The sequence below is a fragment of the Oceanobacillus luteolus genome (assembly GCF_023715655.1).
Taxonomy (GTDB): domain Bacteria; phylum Bacillota; class Bacilli; order Bacillales; family Amphibacillaceae; genus Oceanobacillus; species Oceanobacillus luteolus.
The window spans coordinates 38956-54411 of sequence record NZ_JAMBON010000016.1 but is presented as its reverse complement, the minus strand read 5'-3'; the positions used below and the strand labels follow the sequence as shown (position 1 = coordinate 54411).

Annotated in this window: 14 protein-coding genes and 1 riboswitch; of the genes, 7 read left to right on the top strand and 7 right to left on the bottom strand. The window is 40.4% G+C overall.

Features of this window, described 5'->3' with window-relative positions; genetic code table 11:
* Positions 1 to 54 precede the first annotated feature (54 nt).
* The 3 genes from tenA to M3210_RS11065 all read right to left on the bottom strand — a co-directional run bounded on the left by tenA (position 55) and on the right by M3210_RS11065 (position 3124).
* A complete protein-coding gene (tenA, locus tag M3210_RS11075; protein ID WP_251514375.1) occupies positions 55 to 753 on the bottom strand; it encodes a thiaminase II in 699 nt (232 codons plus the stop codon).
* A 153-nt stretch (positions 754 to 906) separates the two neighbouring features.
* Positions 907 to 1015, bottom strand: a riboswitch (TPP riboswitch).
* Positions 1016 to 1088: 73 nt separating this feature from the next.
* The gene (locus tag M3210_RS11070; RefSeq protein ID WP_251514374.1) at positions 1089 to 1817 is read right to left on the bottom strand and encodes a GTP pyrophosphokinase; all 729 of its coding nucleotides are present in this window, start codon (positions 1815 to 1817) and stop codon (positions 1089 to 1091) included.
* 65 nt (positions 1818 to 1882) lie between these two features.
* A complete protein-coding gene (locus M3210_RS11065) occupies positions 1883 to 3124 on the bottom strand; it encodes a CNNM domain-containing protein (RefSeq protein ID WP_251514373.1) in 1242 nt (413 codons plus the stop codon).
* Positions 3125 to 3286: 162 nt separating this feature from the next.
* On the opposite strand from M3210_RS11065, the gene M3210_RS11060 reads away from it, so the two are divergent.
* From M3210_RS11060 to M3210_RS11050, 3 genes are all read left to right on the top strand, one after another.
* Positions 3287 to 4039, top strand: coding sequence for a MerR family transcriptional regulator (locus M3210_RS11060; protein ID WP_251514367.1), 753 nt, complete (start codon positions 3287 to 3289; stop codon positions 4037 to 4039).
* A 5-nt stretch (positions 4040 to 4044) separates the two neighbouring features.
* Positions 4045 to 4608 (top strand): CPBP family intramembrane glutamic endopeptidase, encoded by a 564-nt coding sequence (locus M3210_RS11055; RefSeq protein WP_251514365.1) that lies wholly within the window; start codon positions 4045 to 4047, stop codon positions 4606 to 4608.
* 260 nt (positions 4609 to 4868) lie between these two features.
* A complete protein-coding gene (locus M3210_RS11050) occupies positions 4869 to 6020 on the top strand; it encodes a dicarboxylate/amino acid:cation symporter (protein WP_251514362.1) in 1152 nt (383 codons plus the stop codon).
* 42 nt (positions 6021 to 6062) lie between these two features.
* Here M3210_RS11050 and M3210_RS11045 read toward each other — a convergent pair whose 3' ends face one another.
* Positions 6063 to 7655 carry a long-chain-fatty-acid--CoA ligase gene (locus tag M3210_RS11045; protein ID WP_251514359.1) on the bottom strand — a complete coding sequence of 531 codons (1593 nt, stop codon included), beginning with the start codon at positions 7653 to 7655 and terminating at the stop codon, positions 6063 to 6065.
* A 198-nt stretch (positions 7656 to 7853) separates the two neighbouring features.
* Between M3210_RS11045 and M3210_RS11040 the strand changes: the two genes are divergently transcribed.
* Positions 7854 to 8528 carry a DUF421 domain-containing protein gene (locus tag M3210_RS11040; RefSeq protein WP_251514357.1) on the top strand — a complete coding sequence of 225 codons (675 nt, stop codon included), beginning with the start codon at positions 7854 to 7856 and terminating at the stop codon, positions 8526 to 8528.
* A 44-nt stretch (positions 8529 to 8572) separates the two neighbouring features.
* On the opposite strand, the gene M3210_RS11035 is transcribed toward M3210_RS11040, so the two are convergent.
* Genes M3210_RS11035 through M3210_RS20710 form a run of 3 tightly spaced genes read right to left on the bottom strand, consistent with a single transcriptional unit; the run spans position 8573 to position 11231 of the window.
* The gene (locus M3210_RS11035) at positions 8573 to 9994 is read right to left on the bottom strand and encodes a M20 family metallopeptidase (RefSeq protein ID WP_251514355.1); all 1422 of its coding nucleotides are present in this window, start codon (positions 9992 to 9994) and stop codon (positions 8573 to 8575) included.
* A 26-nt stretch (positions 9995 to 10020) separates the two neighbouring features.
* Positions 10021 to 10521 (bottom strand): MFS transporter, encoded by a 501-nt coding sequence (locus M3210_RS20715; protein WP_379598610.1) that lies wholly within the window; start codon positions 10519 to 10521, stop codon positions 10021 to 10023.
* Entirely contained in the window at positions 10515 to 11231 is a 717-nt protein-coding gene (locus M3210_RS20710) for an MFS transporter (protein ID WP_379598608.1), read from the bottom strand. Before M3210_RS20710 ends, M3210_RS20715 begins: the two co-directional genes overlap by 7 nt.
* A 221-nt stretch (positions 11232 to 11452) precedes the next feature.
* Here M3210_RS20710 and M3210_RS11025 point away from each other — a divergent pair, with 221 nt between their 5' ends.
* The 3 genes from M3210_RS11025 to M3210_RS11015 are packed head-to-tail and all read left to right on the top strand — an operon-like array spanning position 11453 to position 14693.
* Positions 11453 to 12163 carry a response regulator transcription factor gene (locus M3210_RS11025; RefSeq protein WP_251514352.1) on the top strand — a complete coding sequence of 237 codons (711 nt, stop codon included), beginning with the start codon at positions 11453 to 11455 and terminating at the stop codon, positions 12161 to 12163.
* On the top strand, positions 12160 to 13626 hold the full coding sequence (locus tag M3210_RS11020) for a sensor histidine kinase (RefSeq protein WP_251514350.1): 1467 nt from the start codon (positions 12160 to 12162) through the stop codon (positions 13624 to 13626). The genes M3210_RS11025 and M3210_RS11020 overlap by 4 nt, the downstream gene beginning before the upstream one ends.
* Positions 13623 to 14693 (top strand): LolA family protein, encoded by a 1071-nt coding sequence (locus M3210_RS11015; RefSeq protein WP_251514348.1) that lies wholly within the window; start codon positions 13623 to 13625, stop codon positions 14691 to 14693. Before M3210_RS11020 ends, M3210_RS11015 begins: the two co-directional genes overlap by 4 nt.
* Positions 14694 to 15456: the final 763 nt, after the last annotated feature.

The window sequence follows — 15456 nt, the reverse complement described above, 5'->3', positions numbered from 1 at the left end:
ATGAAAGTAATAGGAGGAAGTGCCATTCTAGGCACTTCCTCATAAGCAGTACTTTTATCCAACTGTCGATTGTATCTTATCTGTCGGCCACATCTCGATATTCTCAGCCATTTCCCAAAACATATACTCAAATTTACTCGTTTTCACCACAATATCTTCAAGTGCTTGTAGCTCTCTTTCTAACTTTCCAGTTGCATATTCATTGATAAGGTTTTTACAGTTCTCAGCGATTTCAGTAAAGTCTTCGGATGAATACATTCTTACCCAATTTCCGTAAAATTCATGGTCTGCAGCTCCTGGCCACTTCACCAGTTCCTTACCAATGTAGTTATAGCTCCATGCACAGGCTAGCACTGCCGCGATGGCATTCTCCACGCCTCCAAGTTGGGAAACATTCAGCATGTAACTCGTGTATGCTGTCATAGTTGATGATGGTTCTGTCGCTTCCAGTTCCTCATTTGTAATTCCGAACTTTGCTGCGTACTCCCTGTGCAGCTCCATTTCCATAGTTAACGTGCCATGCAGTAAATTCGCAAACATCGTCATCGTCTCTAGGTCAGGCGCTTTAGCACTTCCAATCGCAAAGACTCGGGAATACTCGATCAAGTATACGTAATCCTGCTTCATATAATGTTTAAATTTTTCTTTATTAAGTGTCCCATCCCCAATCCCCTTCACAAACGGATGATCCAAATACGCCTCCCAAATCGGTTGTACCTTTCTCCATAGTCTGTCTGTAAACTGTTCACTCATGCTTCTCTTCCTCCCTTTTTTGGTATAGAATTCCTTCGCACCACAAAGAGATTGGCAAATGCTATACGATTTTTACATCGCCCGTTCAAGCAAAAAGCCGCCTTCTTCTGCATAAGAAAAAGACGGCCTATGTATACGAATTTACGCTCATAAGTCATACGTACACCGCTTTCTTTCGCTAGCATAAACTAGATCAAGTTCAAAGGGTTGAGACAGTATTCCAACTGACTCTCTCAGCAATTTTGCACCCCTAGTGGTGAGAAATATTCTATTAACTATACTATTGCATATTCGAGAGCAGTTATCAAGGGAAGACCTTGATGAAGGCACGCCAGCTATTCTGTGATATGATTCTTTCTTATCATCTCTAACATCAATTCCCTCGGATTAAATGCATGACTTTCTATTCCATCCTGAGAATCGTTTTCTTTCAAGATATTGATTTCATGATTGAGATGCTCCATTTTTCGATCCAGTTCTGCTACAGTGTCAGCGGCTTCTTTTAATTGTTCTGTCAAATGCCCAGGTATTTGTTTATCATATTTATAATATATTTTGTGTTCGAGGCTCGCCCAAAAGTCCATAGCTATCGTGCGAATTTGCATTTCGACATAAACTTTTTCAACCCGGTCCGACATAAAGACGGGAATTTTCAAGACAAGATGTAAGCTGCGATACCCATTTGGCTTCGGATGCTTAATATAATCCTTTACTTCAATTACTTCAACATCCGACTGTGATTGGATCATTTCACTAATACGGTAAATATCTGATTCAAATGAGCAGGTGATACGAATTCCAGCTATATCCCTAATCTTAATAACCCCTAAAGATAACGGTAATCCTTTCCTATGAGCTTTGTTCATTATGCTTTCCGCAGATTTCACACGTGTACTCACATGTTCAATTGGATTATAATCATGGATCAATCGGAACTCTTCTTTTAAAATGTTCACCTTCGTACTTATCTCTTCTAATGCAAATTTATATGCCATGCCGAATCTTGTAACTTTTTTTCTTAAATCATCGACGGCTTCTATACTTAAAGGTTCTACTATATCCATTATTTTTTATTCCCTTCGTTCAAGGTTCTAACTCCATTATAATGGATATCCTAGCATTTCTCATTTCAGGGAGCAGAGTACAGCTTTCTAATTCTTACCAAATGCACTCTCCTCTCACTTACTTCTAAAATTTCAAATTCCAAGTCTTCATAAGTGAACTCTTCTCCTTCTTCGGGCAAATGGCTATAACGATTCAAAACAAATCCTGCCACGTTGTCGGCCTCTTCAGGAAGATTAATTTTAAAAACGTTGTTTAGGCGGTGCAGGGAAAGTCTAGCATCACAAATAATTTCTCTATCCGTCTGGCTGTGGATGAGTGCGTCGTCTTCATCCATCTCATCTTCAATATCTTCACCAATCATCGTTTCAATCAGATCCTCGTGGGTGATGAGCCCTTCTGTTCCTCCGTATTCATCCAATACAATTGCAATATGCTTTTTCTTCTCAGTCATTTGTTTAAATACATCTTCTATCAGATTAAATTCATAAACAAACAAGGGATCCATATCAGAGAAATCCTTAATCAATTTATCCCGATTTTTTGCCCACCTTAAAATAAACTTAGAATGAAAGACACCCACAATATTGTCAATATCATCGTCATAAATTGGATATCGTGTATGGTGGTTTGATAGTAAAAATTCTTCCGCTTCTTCAAAGGATATATTTGCCGGAACAGCTTTAATTTCCACCCGATGCGTTTTTAATACATCGGACACGTTTAACGTCTGGAAATCCAATACCGATTTCAAGCGAGACATTTCATCATTCCTAAAAGTTCCTTCTGTATGTGCAATATCAACCATCGCCCGCATCTCCGCTTTAGAGATTGTAACTTCTTGTACCTGATTTCTCCCCAACAATCTAATGGTAGTTTTCGTCAGTAAATTTAATAACCAAATAAACGGCTTTAAAATCATTAGAATAAGCATGGTCGGATAATAAACGATGTAAGCAATCTTTTCAGGAAAAGCTGCTGCGACCGACTTGGGCATTACTTCCGCAAAAATAATAATTAAAACCGTCAGCACAGCGGTTGTTATTCCAATATTCCATCCAAACTCCAGAGCCACAATCGTCACTAAAGAAGGAAGTACGATATTTGGAACATTATTAGCTATTAAGATTCCAGGAATGAATAAGTCCGGGTTATTAACAAGCCTGAGTAATCGCTCTGCTTTTTTATCCCCACTCGCAGCCTTCAATTGCAGCTTCATTTCATTCGTTGCTGTAAGTGCTGTCTCACTGCCGGAAAAATAACTGGATGCGATAAAAAGGATAATGATACTGATGAATAAGATAGTCAAAACATTACACCTACTTTTCCAAACATTTTTCTGTCATTCCAGATGATATTTACAAGTACTCCCTGATTTGCCTCGGAAACAACATAATTTAATCTTTTCCTTGCACGTCACGTAACGTGATGTTCTATGATGAATATAAGAATTTAAAAGGAGAGATTCATAATGAAAGGTCATTATTCTACCGGGGAATTCGCTAAACTGACTGGAGTAAGTGTTCGTACCTTGCAGTATTATGATGATATCGGTCTATTAAAAGCATCACGTTCAGACGGCGACAGAAGATACTATGATGATTCACATTTTATCACGATGCAAAAAATCGTAACATTAAAGTTTCTTGGATTTACCTTAGTACAAATTAAGGAATTGCTTGCCCAAGATAGCTGGAACTTAAAGGAGTCCTTGGAAATACAGAAAATCTTGATGGAAGATAAACTTCTTCAGATTCAAAATGTGCTCAAAACCTTGGACCATGCCATCCAACTAGCGGATGAAAAGGAACGGATCGATGCGGGGATTTTCATATCGATTATCCAAGGGGTTCAGTATGAGGATAAACATAGGGAATGGTTAAATGATGTCTTACCGGTAGAAAAGGTGGAGGACATCTTCAGTATCCCCAAAAGGCAACAACAAGAAATGGAAAAGAAATTCATGCTTATGCTAACTGAGTTGAAAAACAAAACAGGAACAGACCCAAAAGCTGAAGAGATACAACAGCTCGTTAAAAGTTTAATGGAAATGTTTGAAGATATTGTCGGAGAAGATATCCACTCCTTTTATGAAAATTTGGATGAAGAACAATTAGAGGAAGAAGATCCATTGTTTTCTTTGCCTTTTGAAACAAATGAAGTGGAATGGATCAGGGAAGCGATTCAAATATTCTTAGAAACTGATAGAGGAAAGGGTGGATGAATGTGATGGAATGGATATGGATTACAGTTCTAATAATCCCTGGTATAGTGTTGATGACCTTAAATGAAAAAGAGTTATACAAAGAACTATTACCAAATGATACACCTCCTCCCTATATGCTTCGTTTACTGAATCACATCATCGTGGCTTTTCCGTTTACGGTATTGGGTTTATTTTTTTACAAGCGGGCCGATTTAGAAAACGCCTTGACTCTATCAATTGATTGGCTTGTCATTCTCCTTAGCTTGGCATGTGCCTTTATTAACATTGTCGCTTATTATATCTTTCTCAAAAAGAATATCTCTACCAGCACCTTTTATCAAATGGAGAGAACAAGAAAGAAAACGTGGATATCGACACGTTGTTTATATGGTGGAATAGTCGAAGAAATCATCTTCCGATTTGGTCTAATGAGTTTTTTCATATGGCTTTTAACTCAGTTTACTGACCAGGAAATCCTCAGCTTTTGGATCGCTAATATTCTTGCAAGTATATTATTTGCACTTGCTCATTTACCCGGGATTCAGCAAAAAAAATCACAATCACAAAAAGAATCATTTTCTATATGACAAGCATCAATTTGATGGTTGGTTTATCATGTGGTTGGCTCTATTGGAAATACGGACTTGGAGCAGCAATTCTATGCCATATGACTTTCCATATGGTATGGTACTTGTTGGAAATAGTAGATAAAGATAATGCTGGAATGAAAGTATAGTTGACTTTAATATAGGTGGCAAACAAATAGGAATCAGAAAATTATCTTGATTAACAAAAGTACAGATGCTATAGTATGTGAAAGCAATTTTTTTAGTAAAGGAGCAAGAATATGAAGTTAATAGGCAAGCTGCTCATCGGTATTGTGAGTGGTATTATTATCGGCTTACTTGTGCCGGAAGTTGTTATTAGAATTATCGTAACATTCAAGGAATTCTTCGGACAATTCCTAGGTTTTGCTATTCCACTGATTATTATTTTCTATATTGTCAGCGGGATTGCGAGTTTCGGGAAAGAATCAGGTAAAATGCTTGGAATCACAGGCGCACTTGCTTATACATCCACCATTTTAGCGGGAACATTAGCATTTATTGTAGCTCTTATTGTAATTCCTACCCTTGTTGGAAATGGTGGAGGACAAGCAGAAGAAACAGCAGGCTTTGAACCTATATTTGAGCTTGCCATCGATCCGATTACAGGAGTAATGACTGCTTTAATCTTAGCTTTTGTGTTTGGGATTGGGATTACTCGAACAAAAAGCCCTACCTTAAGAGCATTTTTTGATGAAGGTAAGGAAATAATCGAAAGGCTAATTTGGAAAGTCATCATTCCAATCTTACCATTTTATATAGCAAGTATCTTTGCTGAAATAGCTGCAGATGGTGCGGTAGTACAAACATTACAGACCTTTGGGCTTGTGCTTGTGACTGCCATTGTCATTCATTGGGTTTGGCTTGTCATCCTATACTCTGTTGCGGGGGCTGTCGCAGGAAGGAATCCTTTTAAGTCACTAAAAAACATGCTCCCAGCATATTTTACAGGCTTAGGAACAATGTCTAGTGCGGCGACCATTCCAGTTACCGTCCGTGCATCGAAAAGCAATAAAGTAAGTGATGGCGTGGCTGACTCGGCCGTTCCATTATGTGCGACGATTCATTTATCTGGAAGTACAGTCACTCTGGTAATGTGTTCCGTAGCAGTCATGGTCCTCTCAAATAATCTCGACATTCCTACATTTGGGATGATGTTACCGTTTATCTTAATGTTGGGGATTATTATGATTGCCGCTCCAGGTGTGCCAGGTGGAGCTGTTATGGCAGCATTGGGGCTGCTCAGCACAATGCTCGGCTTTGATGAAACTGCACTAGGTTTAATGATTGCCCTTTACATGGCACAGGATAGTTTCGGTACAGCGACGAATGTTACCGGAGATGGTGCAATTGCCATGATGGTTGATAAGATTATTGGGAAAAAAGCTGTATAAAAGGTAAACGTGCCAGCACTTTTTGTGTCTGGCACGTTTTTTCTAGTTTACGAGTTTATCCGCTTTCCCGGCTTTCTTCCAATGTTCATTGCGAAGATGGACTTTTAATATTTTTCCAGAAGCTGTCTTTGGCAATTCTTCTAAAAAGGTGACACCGGTAATCGCTTTAAAATGAGCAAGCTTGCTTCTCGAGAATTGAATCAGATCTTCCTCGGTGACTTCTTCCCCTGGTCGTAAAACGACATATGCATGTGGAGTCTCCCCCCATTTTTCATGAGGAACGGCTATCACTGCAGCTTCTAGAACAGATGGATGATCATATAAAACACCCTCTACCTCAATAGAAGAAATGTTTTCACCTCCTGAGATGATGACGTCCTTTTTCCTATCGACGATTTCAATATTTCCATATTCATCAACATTCGCCATGTCCCCTGTATGAAGCCATCCATCGCGAAGTGCTTCCATTGATGCATCTTCATTTTTCCAATAACCTTTCATGACTCCGTTGCCACGAACGACAATTTCCCCAACTTCTCTTCCGTCCCAAGCAACTTCATCCCCCACTGCATTCACGACCTTCACATCAGTACCGATCATTTGCACACCTTGCTTTGCTTTCAAGCGATATTGTTCTTCTAACGGTAAATCTTTGTGGTGAGATCGGATTCTTGAAACCAACGTAAGCGGAGTGGACTCGGTCATGCCATAAACTTGGATAAATTCCCACCCGAGATCCTCTTCTATTTTTGTGATAAAAGCCGGTGGCGGTGCAGAGCCTGCAATCACTAACCGAATATCTTGTTTAACTGTTGGCTGATGCTCATCGTAATATTGAATGAGCGAGTTCAGAACAGTCGGTGCCATATGCATCACCGTAACTCCATGATTTTCAATCGCATCGTAAATACTTTCTGCAGAAGCTTTTCTTAAACAAACTTGAGTTGCCCCATTTGCTGTGTAGTAGAATGGTGAGCCCCAGCCGTTGACATGAAACATCGGCAAAACATGGGCAAGCACATCTTCATCTGTTACCCGTAAATGATGCATGCTCGACAAGGCATGGAGATAGTTATTACGGTGGGTTAGCATGACACCTTTTGGATTCCCGGTTGTCCCGCTTGTATATAACAAACTACAAACATCGTTTTCCTCTACATCTTCCCGTTCAAATGGTTCTTTGGAGTATGCACTTAAAAACTGGTCATAGTCTTCTTCCTCACAAAGACCATCATGATAGTGGACGATGATTTTCTCAACTGTTTCCAGCTTGTCTTTTATCGGTATAATCAAATCGTACAAGTCTTGGTCGACAAATAAAATTTTCGATTCACTATGATTTAAGATAAATAGATAATCTTCAGGTTTTAAACGGATGTTGAGAGGCACCATGATTGCCCCAAGTTGAAAGACACCATAGAAGCCTTCTAACATTTCCACTGTATTTGGTGCAAGGTAAGCTACTTTGTCTCCCTTTTTCACCCCCAGTTGACGTAGACCATCTGATAACTGGTTTACACGATCGTTCAGCTCACTATACGTAAATATCCGTTCGTCATTGATAATTGCCTTTTTGTCTCCATAAAGCTTTACTGCACGGTCTAAGAATTGCGTTAAGATTAAAGGTACTTCCACGTTGTCCATCCTCCCCTGTTTTTAGTAAATTTTTAATAGTTGTATATTAACATAACCCAAAATAAAGCGCTATCATTTTGTATTTTTAGAATTATCTATTGCATGTGATAGTTAATTAGGGAGCAGTGTATGTAAAGTACGTACTATGGCAATGATAATAGACAACTATTAATCTATCATTTGCTGAGGAGCAGGGTTATGGAATTTATACACATGTTTATAAAATTGACCATTGGTTTTATATTGTTTTTTGTCCTGATTAGAATCATAGGCCAAAAGATTATTGGGCAATATAGCCCTTATCACTTTATTACGGCTATTGTCTTAAGTGAATTACTCGGTAATTCTATCTATCAGCGTGAAGTCACCATAACCGAAATCATTTTTGCTATTGTTGTTTGGGGCTGCTTATTGTTTATCATTGAATATATCTTCCAAAAGTCCCTAACTATACGGCAAAAATTAGAAGGCAATCCGGCAATCCTGATTCGCAATGGGCAAATAGACTTTGAGCAGCTGAAAAAAAGCAAGCTGAACTTAAATCAGTTACAAAGCCTACTCCGCCAAAGTGAAACTTTTTCCATTCGAGAAGTAGCCTTTGCCATTCTCGAACCAAATGGCTCGGTAAGCACCTTAAAAAAATCAGCCTATCAAAAAACTACGTTGGAAGATTTAAATTTACCAAACCAAACAGTATACCTTCCTGTCACGATTATCAGAGATGGAAAGTTAATAAAAGAGAGTTTGCGTGAGCTTGATAAAGATGAAGTATGGTTGTACCGTCAACTTGACATCAAGGGGATTGAAAGAATGGAAAAGGTGTTATTTGCGGAATGGTTGGAAGGGGATGGATTGTTTGTTGTTGAGAAATAAGAAAGACTCTTGCATGAATATAGCACAAGAGTCGTTCCATATCACTATTTCCTAAGCGGCTCTTCTCCTTCAGGAATCAATGAAAAATAACCTTCTCCGTCCAATCTTTCCTGATGCTCTTGTTTCGCTTTGGCCAGGAGATCCGGATTTTCCATCACTTCAATTGCTGTTGCAGCAAGTACCTTTCCTGCTTGCAACATCCCTTTATGAGCAATCGGCATCGTTCCTTGGGAAACGACCTGCCACGTATGGAATGGGGTACCGAGCGCCCAACAAGCTGTCATACATTGCATCGTCGGCACAATCCAGCTCACATCACCCACATCCGTCGAACCCGATAACATGACTTCTTTTTCCGGATCAAATGGCGGGATGAAATCTGTTATATATTTTCCTTTGAGCTTTGCAGCTGTTGCTTTATCCAGTCCAGCATACGCAGTTTCTCGCTCTTCTTTTGCCAATGATTCGTTTATCGCTTTTGCATACTGGTGATCCGCTTCATCGTAAGTTGGAACACCAATGGCTTCAAGGTTTTTATACATGACAGCAGCTAGGTTTCGGTTAGGAACTAAATCAGAAGCAGCTCCTTCAAATAGCCGCTCCACCTTTGTCTCCGTCATTAAGGCCGCTCCTTCAGCAATGTTTGCCACCCGTTCATATAGCTCAACGACCTGTTTCTTTTTCGGTGCTCGAATCAAGTAAGACACTTCAGCATAGGCTTGCACGACATTAGGAGAAGTCCCACCTGGATCCGTAATTGCATAATGAATTCTTGCCTCAGGAATCATATGCTCCCTTAAATAGTTGACCCCGACATTCATCAACTCGACAGCATCTAACGCACTACGGCCTAAATGAGGTGTGGCGGCAGCATGGGCACTTTTCCCATGAAAAACGAATTTTACAGCATAGTTCGCAAGTGAGCTGAAATTCATAATGACCGGTTTGGTTTCCGGATGCCAAGAAAGTGCGAAATCCACATCGTCAAACAGACCAGCTCTTGTCATATACGCCTTACCCGAGCCTTTTTCTTCGGCTGGGCAGCCATAGTATCGAACCGTTCCTTTTAATCCGGTTTGTTCCATATATTCTTTCACCGCAGCAGCTGCTGCAAGTGAGCCAGTCCCTAGTAAATTATGTCCACATCCATGACCCGGTGCACCTTCTAGGACTGGTTCATGCCTTGTGAGCCCCTGTTTCTGACTTAAGCCAGGTAACGCATCATATTCACCTAAAAAAGCGACGACAGGGGTTCCGCTGCCAAAGCTTGCGATAAATGCCGTTTCAAGCCCAGCAACGTCCTTTTCAACATGGAATCCTTCTGCCTCCAGTGCCTGGCATAAATAATCTGCTGATTGTTCCTCTTCAAAAGCAATCTCCGGAACTCGCCATAGTTGGTCACTAAGCTGGATAAACGTATCCTTCCGCTGCCCTATATAGTCTGAGATAAAATTTTGTACGTTCAAAGTAACATCCCGCCTTACTTTTCAAATCAAGATGGATTCTTCAGTAATTCACCTTTCTCATAGTTGATCGTAGCTAGGGATATTGCGCAGATAAAGGCAAAAATAATCAACATCCAAAACGCTGCATTAAAGGAACCATTGAATAAATCAACGATGAACCCAATCGCAAGCGGTGTGATGAATCCAGCAAGCTGTCCACCTGTGTTCACCAGCCCCATCCCAGAGCCAGCTACCGAAGTCGGTAGTTTTTTAAGCACAATGGCCGGAAGCAGAATAACAACAAAAGAAAGAACTAACATAATAATCGTTTGATACACGATAAAAGCCGCTACACTTGAAGCCGTAAACATGAAATACAATAAAACGGAAATAGCAACACAGGCGAAAGCCCCTGCAACTTTTTCCCGGCCTCCTGACAACTTATCGATAATATATCCTGCAGTATACATCCCTATAAGTTGCGCCACACCAGGGATCGTCTGCATCCATCCCATTGAAAACAAATCAAGTTCCCGTACAGTTACCAAGTACGTAGGAATCCATGTCGCCAGTTCACCGCATACAAAGTGAAATAAGCAATAAATAAATTCAGCATGAGGGGAGTCTTGAACAGTAGTTTGAAAGGCGCTGCAGTAGTCGTACTAGTATTTTTTGCATTTGATTCGTCTACACTGTTCGGCAGCTTGATAAAGTACCAGTACAATATTGCAATAACAGCTCCAATTAACCCAAAAATAATAAATGTCATCCGCCAACCGATTGCAGTGAGCAATCCAACCGAAAGCAGCGGCACGATAAGCGCGGTTATCCCGGCAGACGATAACATAATGGACATTGCCCGCGCCCGTTGATCATGTGGAAATCCTTGAGAAATAATTTTTGAACTCGCAGGCTGGAATCCACCTTCACCAATTCCGAAAAGGAAACGGATAACGACCATGGAAGCAAGTGACCACGCCACCCCTGTCAAACCGGTAAATATTGACCATAATATGACAGCGGCGATGAGAACTCTCCGGGCACCAAAGCGGTCTGCCAACCAGCCTCCAGGAAGCTGCATCAGCGCATACCCTAGAAAAAAGCTGCTAAGCAGAAGTCCCGTGGATGAAGCACTTAAATTTAAATCCTCCGTAATTGCAACGACCGCATAGTTCATAATATATCTATCTAAATTTCCTAAAGCCCAACCTAGAAATAATAGCGCCAGTATTCCATTTCTTTTACGTGCTGAAATCAATTCTACTTCCCCCTGCCATTTAACTTTAATAACTATTCCGGAGTAGCTTTTGCTACAATTTGTAATTCATACAAATAAGTTCTTTCCTTCGACAAAATTCGACCGTTGCCAGCACGCACCCATTCACCGTGGTAAAATTAAAGCAATTATTAACCAAAAATAAACTTTTCAATTTACTTACCGAAGTTGAATTATACTTGAGTCAGAGAAGAGGGAGAGCTATGGCGGAAGAAACAAAAATACTTATCGTTGAAGATGATTATGAAATTGCTCGGATCATGCGGGACCATTTAGTAAGAGAAGGGTTCCAAGTGACATGGGCGTCCACAGGTGTAGAAGGGTGGGAAGAATTCAAAACAAGTCCATTTTCACTTGTACTTGTCGATCTGATGATGCCAGAAATGGATGGATTCGAGCTGTGCGAAAGAATCCGGCTGGAAAGTGAGGTGCCGCTGCTCATAGTGAGTGCAAAAAGTGAAGATGAAAGCAAAGTAAGAGGTCTCGGACTTGGTGCCGATGATTACTTGACGAAGCCTTTCAGCTTGAAGGAATTGACTGCCAGGGTCCAATCCCATCTCAGAAGATACCATCGCTATACAAGGAAGCATGAAAATGAAGAAATCATCCGCTATAAACACGGATTGGCCATTGATTTTCTAAATGAAGCCGTCTTTCTAGATGAGGAACTTATTCCACTCACAGCAAAAGAGCAGGAAATTTTATTTTTACTGGCCAGAAATGCATTCATCACTTTTGAAAAGGCTAAGATCTACGAGCATGTATGGCAACTGATGAATGTCGACGGCAATAACACGGTTACGGTTCATATTAAAAGCCTGCGCACCAAACTAATTGATACGGGCAAACAGGCGAAATTTATCCAGACCGTTTGGGGTGTCGGGTATCGTTTCATCGGGGAGCAAACAAGATGAAGATCAAATATTGGCTGATGATTAGTTACCTCCTCGTCATGTTGTTACCCGTGGCTGCTGCTTACCTGCTCTATGTCAGTCTCAGTGATTATGATGATAAGCAGGATATTACAGATTTCCTTCAGTTTCAAGATGTCGCTAACAACCTGGAAGATGTGCTCAACGATGTGTCCTTGTATACAATTCAGTCAGAAGAAAACTATGAGCCGTTAAAACGTTACACTAATGAGAACCTAAAAATCGATTTATATCGGTATGATGGCATTCATTTATATTCATCCATGACTCCTTCAAGTGCAACACAATTGTATAAGCCGAATAAAGATGTCTTGTTCCAAAATTTAAATGAATACCAAAAAAATCCGCGTACCTATTCATTAAAAAGATTAGTTTTTGATGAGCAGGAGCAGCTTGCAGGTTTGTATGAAATTACGATGAGCAGACAAGCTTGGATTGATGCTTCAAACAAAAGTACCACCATGATGGTTGTGCTTTTAAGCACCTTCTTTCTCGCTTTATATGTAATAGTCATTATTGCAATCAACAAGAAACTGAACCGGCCATTGAATCAGCTGCAGCACCATATGACTGCGTTCGCTGCAGGAAAAGAATTGGATCAACGGCTCCAACCATCAAGAGATGAAATTGGGGTACTCATCGAACACTTTGAACAAATGAAAGCACAAATCCTCGAAACAAGAGAAAAATTAGCCAAACAACAGAGGGAAAAAGAATATATGGTGGCATCCCTATCTCATGATTTAAAGACTCCGTTGACCGTGATCCGTACGTATACCGAAGCTTTGGAGAGCCATCATCTAACTCAAGAGGAGCGGGAGGAATACCAGCAAATCCTCTATGAGAAGCTGGAACATATGAAAGAGATGATCAATGATTTGTCGGTTTTTACTGCATTACAATCTGCAGAAAATACGCTACGTCGCGTACCTGTAAATGGAAATGAATTCTTTGATATGTTGTTCTCCGGCTATGAAGAAGCATGTGCGAAAAAGAATATCCATCTTAATGTTGAGACATCGGTGCGGAATGGGTATGTATTAGATCCAAAACAGATGATTCGCGTCGTCGATAATCTCATGGATAACAGCATCCGCTATACACCAGAGGGTAAGTACGTTTGGCTAGCCGGAATCTCAGCAAAAAAGCCACTGCCAAATTGGGTCTTCCCTGAGTTTATCCAAGGACTCGATGATTGGAGAAATGACGGAACCGTTATCATCATTCAGAATGAAGGACAAGGCATGCATCCGAGCCAAATAAACAAAGTTTTTCAGCCTTTTTACCAAAATGAAGCGTCCCGTGGTAAAGGAGCAACATCAGGTTTAGGACTTAGCATCGCAAAAATGATTATGGAAAAACACGAAGGAAAAATAAAAATTTGGTCCATAGAAAGTAAGGGCACATTAATAGCCTGTTGGCTCAAGGAGAGAGGATTATCATGAAACTTACATGGAAAAAAGTTATGCTGATCATGAGTATGTTTGCACTAGTATTAGGAGGATGCTCGCAAAACAATGTTTCTGCGGAAGAAATCATTCACAATGCGATTGAGTCAGAAAAAGATTTGGCCAGTTATTTCGGAAAGTCAGAAATGAAAGTGTATGAAGGTGAAGAGTTGATGGAACATACGGTCATGGAAGAGTATGTTGATGGTATAAAAAGAAAAATTATTAACATTGATCAATTGCTTGAGCAAGAAATAATCGTATTAAACGATGGAGAAAATATGACCATGTACGATGAAGCAACGGGAGAAGCGCATAAAATGATCACGTCTGAGCTCGAAGGCTTTACTGGAGCGGGCCCAAAAGATCAATTCATATCGATGATGGATATGCTAAAAGAATCCCATACACATGAACTGGTTGGCGAAGAAGAAATACTCGGTGATGACACTTACCACATTCGCATGAAAGCAAATGAAAAAAATGGATTAATAGGCGATATGGAATTTTGGGTGGATCAAAAAACATGGTTCATCGTAAAACTTGTCACCGAAACAGGCGATATGAAGGTGGAAGTGACCTATACCGAATTAGATTTTTCACCGAAATTTTCGGAAGATACATTTACCATCGATATTCCAGAAGACGTTGAAATCACCGACTTGGAAGAGGAAGTTGCACCAAACAACGTAACATTGGAAGAGGCGGCTAAAGCATTAGAGCAACCAATCCTTACATTCTCCGAAGATGATGCAAAACTAGACAGTATCACCATGCGTGAACCTCAAGGCGAATTAAATCGTTATGAAGTAGACATGACCTTCAGTTCCGAGGAAGGGGCACCATTATTTATGTTATCTGTTTTCCCAACTCCAGAAGATATGCCAATCTCTGAATCTGATGTAGAGGTACGAGGAAATGATGCTGAATATGAGGAAATGATGGACGCTTACCTCTGGGATGAAGACGGACTGCGTTACAACCTGATGGTTGTCAATCCAGACATAAAACAAGAAGAGATCCTTGAAATTACGGAAAACATGGTCCTTAGTTCTGAAGAGTAGGCTTTCAATAGGCTTGATATTGACACAACAATAGCTTGCATACCCTTAAGGGGCTGACTTTTGATGTCAGAGGGCGCGTAAGGATGTCTCACGTGCCCTCGCGGGAGGTTTTAGACTTCGAGAGGGCATGTGAGATGGACTCACATGCCCCCATTGGCGCTTTTTCACTTCATGAGGGAACGTGAGAAACCCTCACATGACCCTGCGGGAGATTTCCCACTTCAAGAGGGAATACAAAATCTATATTGCATCGGAAACCACCCTAGCAGACGTATTAAACCTAGCTGCTAGGGTGATCTTTATTCTAATAGCAATCTACAATTCCCATTCCCAACGATAACTTTAAATCCTGCAACACACCCCCAGTCTCCTTGAAAAATATCTCTAATATGACAATCATTGTCACCTCCTTGAAATACTTCTCAGACATTTCTCATTTAATTCTAACTTTTCTATTGTTTTCTTATAATGGTTCCCTAATCTTCCCGTGGAATAATGGTGGTAACAGGGAAGGAGGTGTTGCAGCATGACTTACTTTGATGGATTGACGCCAGCTGCAGCTGAAGAGGTTACTTCTTATAGTTACAGCAACAGCGATAGTGAAAGCTTCAGCTATAGCAATAGCTACAGCAACAGTGATTCCTAAACTACAACATTGAACGAAGAGAGGAGGGAACTGCAAATGACTTATTTCGATGGACTGACACCAGCCGCGGCTGAAGAGGTTACTTCTTATAGCTATAGCAACAGCGATAGTGAAAGC

Excerpts from the sequence above, each read along its gene's own strand:
- tenA (WP_251514375.1), bottom strand. The coding sequence starts at position 753 with ATGAGTGAACAGTTTACAGACAGACTATGGAGAAAGGTACAACCGATT.
- M3210_RS11070 (WP_251514374.1), bottom strand. The coding sequence starts at position 1,817 with ATGGATATAGTAGAACCTTTAAGTATAGAAGCCGTCGATGATTTAAGA.
- M3210_RS11060 (WP_251514367.1), top strand. The coding sequence starts at position 3,287 with ATGAAAGGTCATTATTCTACCGGGGAATTCGCTAAACTGACTGGAGTA.
- M3210_RS11055 (WP_251514365.1), top strand. The coding sequence starts at position 4,045 with ATGGAATGGATATGGATTACAGTTCTAATAATCCCTGGTATAGTGTTG.
- M3210_RS11050 (WP_251514362.1), top strand. The coding sequence starts at position 4,869 with ATGAAGTTAATAGGCAAGCTGCTCATCGGTATTGTGAGTGGTATTATT.
- M3210_RS11040 (WP_251514357.1), top strand. The coding sequence starts at position 7,854 with ATGGAATTTATACACATGTTTATAAAATTGACCATTGGTTTTATATTG.
- M3210_RS11025 (WP_251514352.1), top strand. The coding sequence starts at position 11,453 with ATGGCGGAAGAAACAAAAATACTTATCGTTGAAGATGATTATGAAATT.
- M3210_RS11020 (WP_251514350.1), top strand. The coding sequence starts at position 12,160 with ATGAAGATCAAATATTGGCTGATGATTAGTTACCTCCTCGTCATGTTG.
- M3210_RS11015 (WP_251514348.1), top strand. The coding sequence starts at position 13,623 with ATGAAACTTACATGGAAAAAAGTTATGCTGATCATGAGTATGTTTGCA.